9 protein-coding genes are annotated in these 11,839 nt (G+C 71.3%); 5 read left to right on the top strand and 4 right to left on the bottom strand.

Annotated features, from left to right (window positions below):
• Window positions 1-132 precede the first annotated feature (132 nt).
• Window positions 133-339 (top strand): hypothetical protein, encoded by a 207-nt coding sequence (locus tag ABZZ04_RS02585; protein WP_356930346.1) that lies wholly within the window; start codon window positions 133-135, stop codon window positions 337-339.
• 240 nt (window positions 340-579) lie between these two features.
• On the opposite strand, the gene ABZZ04_RS02580 is transcribed toward ABZZ04_RS02585, so the two are convergent.
• Both ABZZ04_RS02580 and ABZZ04_RS02575 read right to left on the bottom strand, forming a co-directional pair.
• Window positions 580-789 (bottom strand): hypothetical protein, encoded by a 210-nt coding sequence (locus ABZZ04_RS02580; RefSeq protein ID WP_148837361.1) that lies wholly within the window; start codon window positions 787-789, stop codon window positions 580-582.
• A 212-nt stretch (window positions 790-1,001) separates the two neighbouring features.
• Window positions 1,002-3,968 carry a BTAD domain-containing putative transcriptional regulator gene (locus ABZZ04_RS02575; protein WP_356930345.1) on the bottom strand — a complete coding sequence of 989 codons (2,967 nt, stop codon included), beginning with the start codon at window positions 3,966-3,968 and terminating at the stop codon, window positions 1,002-1,004.
• A gap of 262 nt (window positions 3,969-4,230) precedes the next feature.
• On the opposite strand from ABZZ04_RS02575, the gene ABZZ04_RS02570 reads away from it, so the two are divergent.
• Window positions 4,231-5,463: an amidohydrolase family protein gene (locus ABZZ04_RS02570; protein WP_356930344.1), complete on the top strand. Its 1,233-nt coding sequence runs from the start codon at window positions 4,231-4,233 to the stop codon at window positions 5,461-5,463.
• A gap of 63 nt (window positions 5,464-5,526) precedes the next feature.
• On the opposite strand, the gene ABZZ04_RS02565 is transcribed toward ABZZ04_RS02570, so the two are convergent.
• Together ABZZ04_RS02565 and ABZZ04_RS02560 are read right to left on the bottom strand one after the other, a co-directional pair.
• Complete coding sequence (locus tag ABZZ04_RS02565) at window positions 5,527-6,351, bottom strand: MerR family transcriptional regulator (RefSeq protein WP_356930343.1); 825 nt, start codon at window positions 6,349-6,351, stop codon at window positions 5,527-5,529.
• Between the two features lie 322 nt (window positions 6,352-6,673).
• Window positions 6,674-6,877: a cold-shock protein gene (locus ABZZ04_RS02560; RefSeq protein WP_003967102.1), complete on the bottom strand. Its 204-nt coding sequence runs from the start codon at window positions 6,875-6,877 to the stop codon at window positions 6,674-6,676.
• A gap of 446 nt (window positions 6,878-7,323) precedes the next feature.
• On the opposite strand from ABZZ04_RS02560, the gene ABZZ04_RS02555 reads away from it, so the two are divergent.
• The 3 genes from ABZZ04_RS02555 to mqnC all read left to right on the top strand — a co-directional run bounded on the left by ABZZ04_RS02555 (window position 7,324) and on the right by mqnC (window position 11,835).
• Window positions 7,324-8,202 carry a menaquinone biosynthesis protein gene (locus ABZZ04_RS02555; RefSeq protein WP_356930342.1) on the top strand — a complete coding sequence of 293 codons (879 nt, stop codon included), beginning with the start codon at window positions 7,324-7,326 and terminating at the stop codon, window positions 8,200-8,202.
• A 490-nt stretch (window positions 8,203-8,692) separates the two neighbouring features.
• On the top strand, window positions 8,693-10,564 hold the full coding sequence (locus ABZZ04_RS02550; RefSeq protein ID WP_356930341.1) for a serine/threonine-protein kinase: 1,872 nt from the start codon (window positions 8,693-8,695) through the stop codon (window positions 10,562-10,564).
• 71 nt (window positions 10,565-10,635) lie between these two features.
• Window positions 10,636-11,835 carry a cyclic dehypoxanthinyl futalosine synthase gene (gene mqnC / locus ABZZ04_RS02545; protein ID WP_356930340.1) on the top strand — a complete coding sequence of 400 codons (1,200 nt, stop codon included), beginning with the start codon at window positions 10,636-10,638 and terminating at the stop codon, window positions 11,833-11,835.
• The last annotated feature ends 4 nt before the right edge of the window (window positions 11,836-11,839 follow it).

Here is an 11,839-nt window from a genome sequence, read left to right as displayed (position 1 = left end):
CGAAACCCGGGACAACACGCCGTCACATCGGCTGCAGAGAGCTACTTGTCACTTCGCCGTAGCTATGCGAGCGCAGGGCCATGGAGCGAGCGGGGTCGTCGGCCGGATCCGCCCGAGGGCATGGTGACTGGTATGGCAACCAAGAAGTACACGGTCACCCGTGCCATGGAGCGCCGGCGCGAGCACGACCGGCTGGGGGAGCTGGTGGCGTGGACGCAGGAGAAGGGCGGGCCGCCCACGGAGGAGGAACTGGCGGCGGCGGAGGCCGAACGTCGTGAGATCGAGCGCTGGTTCGACGCCCGGGAGGCGGACGTGAAGGCGCACAGGGACGCTTCCTGATGGCGGCCGTCTGCTACGTGCTGGCCCGCGAGGCGCTTTCGCGGGCCGCACTCGGAGCCCCGGGGAAGCTGTGCGACCCGAAGGTGCTGGTCCGGGGGCTGTAGGGGCGGACACGAAGAAGGGGCACGAGCCGACCGGCTCGTGCCCCTTCACCGCTGTGTGCCCGCGTCCGCGGACATGCGGCGGCCGCGACGGCTCCCCCTCCGCGCCGCCGCGGCCGCTCCCCCGTCGAGTGAGGCTTCAGGCCTTCTCGGAACCCGCGTGGTTCTCCTGCGTCTTGAGGAGGTCCTTCGGCGTGCTGCCGGCGTGGTTCTCCAGGGTGGTGATGTCTTCGCCGACGCTGCCGGCGTGGTTCTCCAGCGGCTTGACGGTTCCCCCGTTGCCCGGGCTGCCGGCGTGGTTCTCCTGTGTGATCGCGGCACCGGTCTTCGGCTTCAGTGCGTCGCTCATGCCTGTCAACTCCCCAGAGATCTTGCTTGCTCGGTCGGCGATGCCCGTCCAGCTGTTCCCCCGTGGACTGCTGGACGGGCACGTCAGGGCCGTTCACCCTAGCGGTGTGGTCCCCCCTGCGATCCGTCTGCCCCCCGACACGGCGGATCGATGGACCTAAGACTGCCGAGTGGCGATAAACGTTCGATGAACGCCGACGGTTCTCTTCCGGCTCAGGCGCCTCGGACGGTGTCGACCGGAGTGAGCAGGGCCCGGACCTTGTCGGCCTCCGCGGCCCCGAACTGTTCGTGGATGGCCAGGGCTTCGGTCCAGCATGCATGTGCCCGGTCGATCTGACCGAGGCGTTCGAGGGCGTGTCCCAGAGTGATCAGGACATTGCCCCGCATCCACTCGCCCCCGATGACGCGCAGGGCCAGTGCCTGTTCCGCGTGCTGGGCCGCCCGCGCGGGGCGTGCGTCGGCCAGGTGCGCCTCCGCCATCCGGAAGTGGGTCGACCCCTCCCAGAGCCGCTGGCGGTTGTTCTGGAACACGCGCAGGGCCTCGTCGAGCTCCTCCAGCGCCTCGGTCGGCCTTCCGGCCTGGGTGAGTGCGATGCCCAGCGCGAAGCGGCCGTTGGCGGTACGGAGGCTGAGCCCCATCCCGTCGAAGATGGCCGTGCCCTGCCGGGCGAGCTCGACCGCGCTGGCCGTGCGGTCCATGTTCACGTGGATGCGGGAGAGGTTGCACAGCGCGGAGGCCTCGCCGACCAGGTTTCCGTCCGCCCGGTAGCGGTCTATCGCCTCCTGCAGGAACTCCTCGCCCTCCTCGTGCCGCCCCTGGTAGAACGCGATGATGCCGCGGTCGTTGGGCGCCCAGCACGCGGGGATCGGGTCCTTGGTGCTCCTGGCCAGCTCCATCGCGTGCCCGGCCTCCTCGTCGGCCAGCGCGAAACGGCCGGAGACGAGGTAGACGGTGGACAGCGAGGCGCGGGCCCGCGCCTCGGAACGGGGGTCGGCGGCAGCCCTCGCGGCATCGCGCAGGGCCGCACCGGTGATTTCGTACTGGCGGGAATTCGCCCCCGATTCGGCGAGGTCCTTCGCCGCGCAGAGCAGGTCGACGGCACGCTGCAGCATTCCGTTCGACGCGCTCTGATGGGCGCAGGCGAGCAGCGAATCGGCTTCGCTGTACAGCCAGTCCACCGCTTCGTGCCCGTTGGCGAATTCGAGCCCGGGGTGCTCGGTGCCCACCAGATGGGCGACGGCACGGTCCCCCGGCCGCTCCAGCGCGTACACCCCCGCCGCCGTCGCCAGATAGAAGTCCAGCAGGCGGGAGAGGGCCGACTCGCGTTCCTCCGGGGGCTCCTCGCCCCGCTCCGCGCAGGAGCGGGCGTAGAGGCGCACCAGGTCGTGGTAGCGGTACCGGCCCGGGGCCGCCGACTCCACGAGGCTGGTGTCGACCAGGGCCTCCAGGAGGTCCTCCGCCACGTGCGCGTCCAGGTCGAGCAGGGCGGCCGCCGCGGCGAGGGAGATGTCGGGGCCGTCGGCCAGGCCGAGCAGGCGGAAGGCGCGGGCCTGGGCGGGTTCGAGCTGGCCGTAGCCGAGTTCGAAGGTGGCCTTCACCGCGAGGTCGCCGGCCTGGAGCTCGTCCAGGCGGCGGCGCTCGTCCGCGAGCTTGGCGGCGAGGACGGAGACCGTCCAGGTGCGGCGGGCGGCCAGGCGGGAGGCGGCGATGCGGATGGCCAGGGGGAGGAAACCGCAGGCGGCGACCACGTCGAGGGCCGCCTCGCGCTCGGAGTTGATCCGCTCCTCGCCCACGATCCGGGTGAACAGCTGGAGCGCCTCCTCGGGCGACATCACGTCCAGGTCGACGAGGTGGGCCCCGGCCAGGTCGACCATGCGGACGCGGCTGGTGACCAGGGCCGCGCAGCCCGCGGTGCCGGGCAGGAGGGGACGGATCTGGGCCGCGTCGTGGGCGTTGTCGAGGAGGACCAGGATGCGGCGGCCGTCCAGGGTGGACCGGTACAGCGCGGCGCGCTCGTCCAGGGAGTCGGGGATCGCCGAGTCCGCCGTGCCCAGGGCGCGCAGGAACGCGCCGAGGACCGTCTCCGGTTCGGCGGCCCGCGACCCCGCGCCCTGGAGGTCCACGTACAGCTGGCCGTCCGGGAAGTGCTGGCGCGCCTGGTGGGCGACGTGCACGGCGAGGGTGGTCTTGCCGACGCCGCCGATGCCGGCCAGGGCCGAGACGGCCATGACGGACCCCTCGGCGGTCGCCAGCCGGTCGCCGAGCTCGCGCACGAAGGAGGAGCGGCCGGTGAAGTCCGGCACGGTGGCCGGGAGCTGGGCGGGGCGCACCGGCGCGGGGGCCGGGGCCGGTTCGTCCGTCGGGCGGGCCAGTTCCTCGTCGGCCTGGAGGATGCGCTGCTGGAGCTGGGACAGCTCGGGGCGCGGGTCGACGCCCAGTTCGTCGGCGAGCAGCCGGCGGGTGTCGGCGTACACCGCGAGCGCCTCGGCCTGCCGGCCGCTGCGGTACAGGGCGATCATGAGCAGCTCGCGCAGCCGCTCGCGCAGCGGGTGCGCGGCGGTGAGCGCGGTCAGTTCGGAGACCGCCTCCGCGTGGCTGCCGACCTCCAGGTCCAGGTCCAGCCGGGTCTCGGTGAGCTGGAGCCGCCACTCCTCCAGCCGGGTCCGCTGGTTCTCGGCGTACGGGCCGGGCACGGAGGCCAGCGCCTCGCCGTCCCACAGTCCGAGCGCCTTGCCGAGGAGGGCGCGGGCCTGGGCGCGGTCGCCACCGGCCCGGGCCTTCTCCGCCTCGGCCGCCAGGTCCCGGACCACGTTCACGTCGAGGGCGTCCCGGTCGGCCCGGATCGCGTACCCGCCGGCATCGCTGACCAGCGTCTTCTGACCCAGCACCTTGCGGAGCCGGGAGGCGTACGTACGTATGGCGGCGAGCGCCTGCGAGGGCGGCTCGTCGCCCCAGATGGCGTCGATGAGTTCGGCGGCGGTTGCCGTGCGGCCGTCGCGCAGCAGCAGCGCGGTCAGCAGGGCGCGCTGCTGCGGTGAACCGGACGGCAACGCCTCGCCGTTGCGCCACGACCGCACCGGACCGAGCACGGAGAAGCGCAGATCGGCACCGGGTGCCGGCCTCTGCTGCGGAGCACGCTGCTCCGGAACACGCGCGCGCGGCCCGTGGTCACGGTCCATTGCTGCCTCCTGTCCTGCTCGCCCCGCCGGTGCCGCCGGTCGTGCCGGTGCCGCCCGTCCGGATTACCCGTCCCTGTACCGGTCCGGGTCGGGTGGATCCGGATTGCTCGGTACCGCTGGTATCGCGCTCAACAGTCTGCCTTGTCTTGGGCGGGCACGACAGCGGTGGGTGACGCTCTGCACAAGCCCTCGACAACGATTTCGGAAAGGGTGGCCGCACGGATAGCTGACGGTTCGTCAGATCAGCGCTACCGTGGTGGGCATGGAGACCTTCCCGAAGATCATCTCGGTGGACGACCACACGGTGGAGCCCCCTCATGTCTGGCGGGACCGGCTCCCGTCCAAGTACCTCGACCGGGGCCCGCGGATCGTCCGCGCACCGCTCAAGGAGATGACGTTCCTGGGCGGCAGGTTCGCACCCGTGATGGGTGAGCGGGGCGACGACGGACCGATCGGCGACTGGTGGGTGTACGAGGACCTGCACCGGCCGCTCACCCGGCTCGACACCGCGGTCGGCTACGACCGGGACGAGATCAAGCTGGAGATCATCACGTACGAGCAGATGCGTCCGGGTTCGTTCTCGGTGCCCGAGCGGCTCGCCGACATGGACGCCAACCACGTCCAGTCCGCCCTCTGCTTCCCCACCTTCCCCCGCTTCTGCGGCCAGACCTTCACCGAGGCGAACGACCGCGAGCTGGGGCTGCTCGGGGTGCGCGCCTACAACGACTGGATGGTGGAGGAGTGGTGCGGCCCCGAGGCGCGGGGCCGGCTCATCCCGCTCACCCTGATCCCGCTCTGGGACGCGCACCTGGCCGCCGAGGAGGTCCGGCGCAACGCGGCGCGCGGCGTGCGCGCGGTGGCGTTCTCCGAGATACCCCCGCATCTCGGTCTGCCGTCCATTCACACGGACGAGTGGGATCCGTTCCTGCGGGCCTGCGACGAGACGGGGACGGTGATCGCGATGCACATCGGCTCGTCCTCGAGGATGCCGTCCACCTCGGCCGACGCCCCGCCCGCCGTCGGTTCCACCATCACCTTCGCCAACTGCTGCTTCTCCATGGTCGACTGGCTGATGAGCGGCAAGTTCGAACGCTTCCCGAACCTGCGGATCATGTACGCGGAGGGCCAGATCGGCTGGATCCCGTACGTCCTGGAACGCGCCGACGTGGTCTGGGAGGAGAACCGGGCCTGGGGCGGCGTCGCCGACAAGGTCCACCGCCCGCCGTCGGAGCTGTTCGCCGAGCACGTGTACGGCTGCTTCTTCGACGACGCCTTCGGTCTGAGGAACCTGGACGCGATCGGGGTGGGGAACGTCCTGTACGAGACGGACTACCCGCACTCGGACTCCACCTGGCCCAAGTCGCGCGAGGTCGGCGAGGCGCAGATGGGGCATCTGGACGCCGACGTGGTGGACCGGATCGTGCGCCGCAACGCGATCGACCTGCTGGGACTGACGGACGACGGACTGTGGGCGGGAAGCGGGGCGGGACGGTAGGGGGACGCCGCACCCTTCTGCGGCCGGGGCCCCGGCCGCAGAAGGGTGCGATCAGGTCCGGGGTCAGCCCCGGGCGATCGGCTCCTGGAGCTCCGTCACCCACTGGTCCCGGTCCTCGGGGCACTCCAGGCTGATCTCGCGGGCGTACCCCGCGGACCGGTAACCGTGGGCGTCGATCCAGCGGGCCAGGGTCTGGGACGTCGGCAGCACGCCGTCCATCGACCCCCGGTGCACGATCGTCGCGGCCTCGAACGCCGGCAGCTCGACCACCGTGATCCCGGTGTCGCCGACCGGACCCACCGGGGCGGAGACCGTGACCCCGGCGTGGACGACGACCGCACCGCCCTCCGGGGCGTCCTCGTAGTACGCGATCCCCGGCCCGCTCGGCACGGTGCCCGACGCCTCCAGCAGGGGGAACAACCGTTCGTACAGCGGGCCGATCACGGGGGAGATGTGCTCCGGCCCGTAGCTCGCCGCGGTGCCGGTCAGCTCGGCGACCCGTACCGCCGCGACCTTCTTGACGACGACATCGTTCGTGGACATGTGTCCCTCGCTCTCGATCGACCGGAGCCTCGCCTCGACCTGCGCCAGCCGCGCCGCGGCGGCCCGCATGGCCTCCTCCAGTTCCGCCCGGCGCAGCCGCAGCATTCCGCGCAGCTCCTCCGGCCCCACCTGCTCGTCGAGGATGGCCTGCACCTGCTGGAGCGTGAAGCCGAGATCCTTGAGGGCGATGATGCGGTTGAGCCGGGCGAGCTGGGCGGCACCGTAGAAGCGGTAACCGGTGGCGGGGTCGGTGCGGTCGGGGTGCAGCAGCCCGATGGCGTCGTAGTGGCGCAGCATCCGGGCCGACACCCGCCCGTACCTGGCGAAGTCTCCGATGGTGAACATGATGTCTTCACTCCACGGCTTCACACGGTGTCAAGGTCAAGCGCCGTCGTACGGAAAGCCGCGGAAGCGGAAAAGGAACGGGCCGGGGAAGGGCCGGGGAAGGGGGCGGGGGAGAGGGCGGGGAACGGTCGACGGGAAGGAATTGCGTTCCGTCGCCGGTACTCCCGCGCGGGCGGCAAAACCCCGCGGAGGAGAGCGGGGGAGAGGGAAACGGAGGGGGCGGGCGGGAGGCGGGAAAGGCAGGAGCCCCGTTCCCCGCCGAGGCGGAGGAGCGGGGCTCCTTGGGTACTACTAGCCGGCCGCGATCGGCCGACCCGGGCAACTAGGCCGGGGTGACGTTCTCAGCCTGCGGACCCTTGGGGCCCTGAGTGACGTCGAAGTTCACGACCTGGTTCTCCTCGAGGGAGCGGAACCCGGACGCGTTGATCGCGGAGTAGTGGACGAAGACATCCGGGCCGCCGCCGTCCTGGGCGATGAAGCCGAAGCCCTTTTCAGCGTTGAACCACTTGACGGTTCCGGTAGCCATAAGCCCTCCTTGGGCCAAAGGGTTGCCCTGCTCCAGAACCTGCATAGAAGTCTGAAAACTACAAAAGCCTGCGGGTTACATGCTCCGCAGGCTCTGTACTGCAAGGGAAACCAAACTGCAACTTGCGTCGAGCCTAGCACGCAGCGTGTATCGAGGGGTAGAGGGAAAGATCACTTCACTCGGATGTTTGATTGCCGTGCTGATGACCACACGAAGTGGATGCACCGGAGGGTGTCGCGGAGGGGTCTTCGGGGAGTACGGAAGGGGTCCTCGCGGCACTTCCGGAACGCGGCGCGGATGCCGCCGGGAACCGGACGCGGGCACTCCGGGAAGTGGGGGGTGGGAGTACCCCGGGAAGTGGGGCGGGAGTACTCCGGGGAGTGGCATCGGGAACGCCCCGCGCCCCCGGTGCCGTACGGACGGTGCCGCGGGTCTAGCCTCGCGATGTGGACAATTCAACCGTTTCAACCGTCGCGGGCGACGGCCGCCGCAACCGGCCGCGCGTCGGCCACATCCAGTTCCTCAACTGCCTGCCGCTGTACTGGGGGCTGGCGCGCACCGGGACCCTGCTCGACCTGGAGCTCTCGAAGGACACCCCGGAAAGGCTCAGCGAGCAGCTGATCGGGGGCGATCTGGACATCGGCCCCGTCACGCTGGTGGAGTTCCTGCGCAACGCCGACGACCTGGTCGCCTTCCCCGACATCGCGGTGGGCTGCGACGGCCCCGTCATGTCGTGCGTGATCGTGTCGCAGGTCCCGCTGGAACAGCTGGACCGGGCCCGGGTGGCGCTCGGCTCGACCTCGCGCACCTCCGTGCGGCTGGCGCAGCTGCTGCTCGCCGAGCGGTACGGGGTGAGCCCGGACTACTACACCTGCCCGCCGGACCTGGGTCTGATGATGCAGGAGGCGGAGGCGGCCGTGCTGATCGGCGACGCCGCGCTGCGCGCCAACCTGCACGACGCGCCCCGGCTCGGCCTCCAGGTCCACGACCTCGGGCGGATGTGGAAGGAATGGACCGGGCTGCCGTTCGTCTTCGCGGTCTGGGCGGCCCGCAAGGACTACCTGGCGGCCGAGCCCGACCGGGTGGGCAAGGTGCACGAGGCGTTCCTGGCCTCGCGGGACCTCTCCCTGGAGGAGGTCGCCAAGGTCGCGGAACAGGCGGCGCGCTGGGAGGCCTTCGACTCGGAGGTGCTGGAGCGGTACTTCACGACCCTGGACTTCCGCTTCGGCCCGGACCAGCTGGCGGGCGTGGCGGAGTTCGCGCGCCGGGTCGGCCCGACGACCGGCTTCCCGGCGGACGTGAAGGTCGAGCTGCTCGGCGGCTGACCGTGCGAGGGGGCAGGGGCAGGGGCAGGGGGTACGGGATACGGGGCACGGGATACGGATGCACGGGGCGCGGGCACGGGAAGCGGATGCGCGGATCGGGCCGCCGGGTGAATGCGCGGATCGGGTCGGTGGGGGAATGCGCCGGACATAGGTGAATCCTGTACTTTCCGGGGTGCCTATCCGCTCCCGCCCTCTCTTCCCGTCCTCTTCCCGCACCCCTTCCGTTCCCTTCGCTCCGTTCCCGGTCCGTCCGGCCATCGATTCGGGGCAATACGCGTCGAATAACCGATTGTCCGAAGGTGGGATGCGGCAAGTCGGATCGCACACCGCAATCGCTCGGGTGAACGACTCATTCACGCCTTTTGTTGTGCCGAAAGTTGTTGTTCGTTCCCTAGGGGGCGAAATAGGCGGATGGTTTCCTCTGTGACCCGATGACCTTCGCCCCCTAGGCTTCGGTCGGAGGTCGGGCCGGTACACAGGGGGAGTCCATATGCAGCCGCTGGAAGCCGGCGAACCGTTGAGCATCGGCGCCTACCGATTGCTCGGCAGGCTCGGTGCGGGCGGCATGGGCCGGGTCTATCTGGGGCGCAGCGCCGGAGGGCGCACCGTGGCGGTCAAGGTCGTGCACCCCCACTTCGCCCTCGACGAGCAGTTCCGCGCCCGCTTCCGGCGCGAGGTGGACGCGGCGCGGCGGATCGGCGCGCAGTGGACGGCGCCGGTGCTGGACGCCGACCCGGACGCGCCCATCCCGTGGGTCGCCACCGGCTACGTGGCCGGGCCGCCGCTCTCCGCCGCGGTCGCCGAGCACGGGCCGCTGCCCGAGAACGCGGTGCGGACGCTGGGCGCCGGGCTCGGGGAGGCGCTGGCCGCCGTGCACGCGCAGGACCTCATCCACCGCGACGTGAAGCCGTCCAACGTGCTGCTGGCCCTCGACGGCCCCCGCCTGATCGACTTCGGGATCGCCCGTGCCCTCGGCGCCACCGCCTCGCTCACCTCCAGCGGGGTGTCGGTCGGCTCGCCCGGTTACATGGCGCCCGAGCAGATCCGGGGCGTCGACGTCTCGGGCGCGGCCGACGTCTTCTCGCTCGGCGCGGTGCTCGCGTACGCGGCGACCGGGACCGCCCCCTTCCTCGGCGACTCCTCGGCCGTGCTCCTCTACAAGGTGGTGCACGAGGAGCCCGAGCTGGGTGAGCTGGAGGGGGACCTGCGGGAGATCGTCGCCGGTTGCCTGATGAAGGATCCCCGGGACCGGCCCACGCCCCTGGAGCTGGCCCGGCGGCTGGCGCCGGACGGGGCCGCCGCGCTGGTGGCGGCCGGCTGGCTGCCCGGACCGCTGGTGCGCGAGGTCAGCCGGGCGGCGGTCGCGCTGCTGGACCTGGAGCCGCAGGACGCGCCGGTGCAGTCGGGGCCGGTGCCGTTCAGCAGTGCGGCGTGGGGCGCGGGCGGTGCCGACGGCGGGAACGGCGGCAGCGGCGCCCACGGGGGCAACGGGGCGAACGGGGGCGGGAGCGCGGGCGGGTTCGGCAGCGTGGGCGGCGGGTTCGGGCCGCCGGTCGAGCCCTTCCCCACGCACGACCCGACCCGGCTGTCCCATCCGGGCATACTGCCTTCGTGGCCCACGGCGTCCGGTGCGGCCGAGCCGGTCGGGGCGTCGGGGACGTCCGGGCCGTACGGGCGCTCCGACATGTCCGGGCTGCCCGGTCAGCGGACCGCCGACCCCCGTTTCTCCGTCACCGTCAGCGCGGACGCCACCCCGGCCCGGCCGGACGCGAACCGCGGCCGGAGGCTGAGCTGCACCGTCGCGCTCGCCGTGGCGGGCGCGCTCGCCGCCGTGACCGTGGGCGGCGCGTTCCTCCTCGACCTGATGCCGGGCGGCAACACCCATGCCGACGCCGGGCACGGCAACGAGCGCCCCGAGCCGGGCGCCTCCCAGTCCAGCCCTTCGAAGCCCACCGAATCGGGTACGGGCGGATCGAGCGAGGTCGCCGCGCTCCCGAAGGAGTTCGTCGGTACGTGGCAGGGTCCGGTCACCGAGAAGACCACCGGAGAACCCCATGGAACGCTCACGGCCGTCTTCACCGCGGGGAAGAAGGGCGCGGACGTGGTCCGCATGAACACCGAGCTGACCCGTCTCGGCATCACCGTCAGCTGCAACAGCGTCGCCGCCCTCACCTCCGTCGAGGGCAAGGAACTGACGCTGGAGGAACGCACCGACCCGGACCGCCCCAGCACCCCCGGCCTGTGCACCTCCACCACCTCGGTCGTCCACTTCACCCGCACCACCGACGGCACCCTGGAGTTCCGGTCCGAGGAACGGGGCGCGGGGCTTCCGTACGGCACGCTGACCCGGTCCGGCGGCTGACCCCGACAGGGGCTGGCGTACGCTGAACCGGTCCGTAGATCGTTGAAAAACCGCCGAAAGGTGACAGCCCGGTGACCGAGAAGGCCGACCTTCAGCCCATCCTCGACCGAGCCGCCGAAGGCGGTCGGATCTCCGCGGAAGAGGCGCTCGACCTCTACCGCTCGGCACCGCTGCACGCACTGGGCGCGGCGGCCGACGCCGCTCGCCGACGCCGTTACGCCGGTACGGAGCACATCGCGACGTACATCATCGAGCGCAACATCAACTACACGAACGTGTGCGTCACGGCCTGCAAGTTCTGCGCCTTCTACGCCGCGCCGAAGGACACCGCCAAGGGCTGGACCCGCGACCTCGACGACATCCTGCGCCGCTGCGCGGAGACCGTCGAACTCGGCGGCACCCAGATCATGTTCCAGGGCGGCCACCACCCGGACTACGGCGTCGAGTACTACGAGGAGCACTTCTCCGCGATCAAGAAGGCGTTCCCGCAGCTGGTCATCCACTCGCTGGGCGCCTCCGAGGTCGAGCACATGGCCCGGATCTCCGGGGTCTCCGTCGAGGAGGCCATCCGGCGCATCCACGCCGCCGGTCTCGACTCCTTCGCGGGCGCCGGTGCCGAGCTGTTGCCGGCCAGGCCGCGCAAGGCGATCGCCCCGCTCAAGGAGTCCGGCGAACGCTGGCTGGAGATCATGGAGATCGCGCACGGCCTCGGCGTCGAGTCCACCTCCACCATGCTCATGGGCACCGGCGAGACCAACGCCGAGCGCATCGAGCACCTGCGGATGATCCGCGACGTCCAGGACCGGACGGGCGGCTTCCGGGCGTTCATCCCGTACACGTACCAGCCGGAGAACAACCACCTGAAGGGCCGGACGCAGGCGACGCTCTTCGAGTACCTGCGGATGATCGCCATCGCCCGGCTCTTCCTCGACAACGTCGCGCACATCCAGGGCTCCTGGCTGACCACCGGCAAGGAGGTCGGCCAGCTGACCCTGCACTACGGCGCCGACGACCTCGGCTCGATCATGCTGGAGGAGAACGTGGTCTCCTCGGCCGGTGCCAAGCACCGCTCCAACCGGATGGAGATCATCGACCTGATCCGCAAGGCGGGCCGGGTACCGGCGCAGCGCGCCACCACGTACGAGCACCTCGTCGTCCACGACGACCCGGCGAACGACCCGGTCGACGACCGCGTGGTCTCGCACATCTCGTCCACGGCGATCGAGGGCGGCACGGCACACCCCGAACTGAAGCTCCTGAGCACCAACTGAGGCC

The sequence above is a fragment of the Streptomyces sp. NPDC006435 genome (assembly GCF_040612315.1).
In the GTDB taxonomy this organism is placed as follows: domain Bacteria; phylum Actinomycetota; class Actinomycetes; order Streptomycetales; family Streptomycetaceae; genus Streptomyces.
Note: the sequence above shows the minus strand (reverse complement) of the source record. Positions and strands in the feature narration are given on the sequence as shown.

Bases quoted from the DNA above. Each gene is read 5' to 3' on its own strand.
- ABZZ04_RS02585 (WP_356930346.1), top strand. From the start codon at position 133: ATGGCAACCAAGAAGTACACGGTCACCCGTGCCATGGAGCGCCGGCGC.
- ABZZ04_RS02580 (WP_148837361.1), bottom strand. From the start codon at position 789: ATGAGCGACGCACTGAAGCCGAAGACCGGTGCCGCGATCACACAGGAG.
- ABZZ04_RS02575 (WP_356930345.1), bottom strand. From the start codon at position 3,968: ATGGACCGTGACCACGGGCCGCGCGCGCGTGTTCCGGAGCAGCGTGCT.
- ABZZ04_RS02570 (WP_356930344.1), top strand. From the start codon at position 4,231: ATGGAGACCTTCCCGAAGATCATCTCGGTGGACGACCACACGGTGGAG.
- ABZZ04_RS02565 (WP_356930343.1), bottom strand. From the start codon at position 6,351: ATGTTCACCATCGGAGACTTCGCCAGGTACGGGCGGGTGTCGGCCCGG.
- ABZZ04_RS02560 (WP_003967102.1), bottom strand. From the start codon at position 6,877: ATGGCTACCGGAACCGTCAAGTGGTTCAACGCTGAAAAGGGCTTCGGC.
- ABZZ04_RS02550 (WP_356930341.1), top strand. From the start codon at position 8,693: ATGCAGCCGCTGGAAGCCGGCGAACCGTTGAGCATCGGCGCCTACCGA.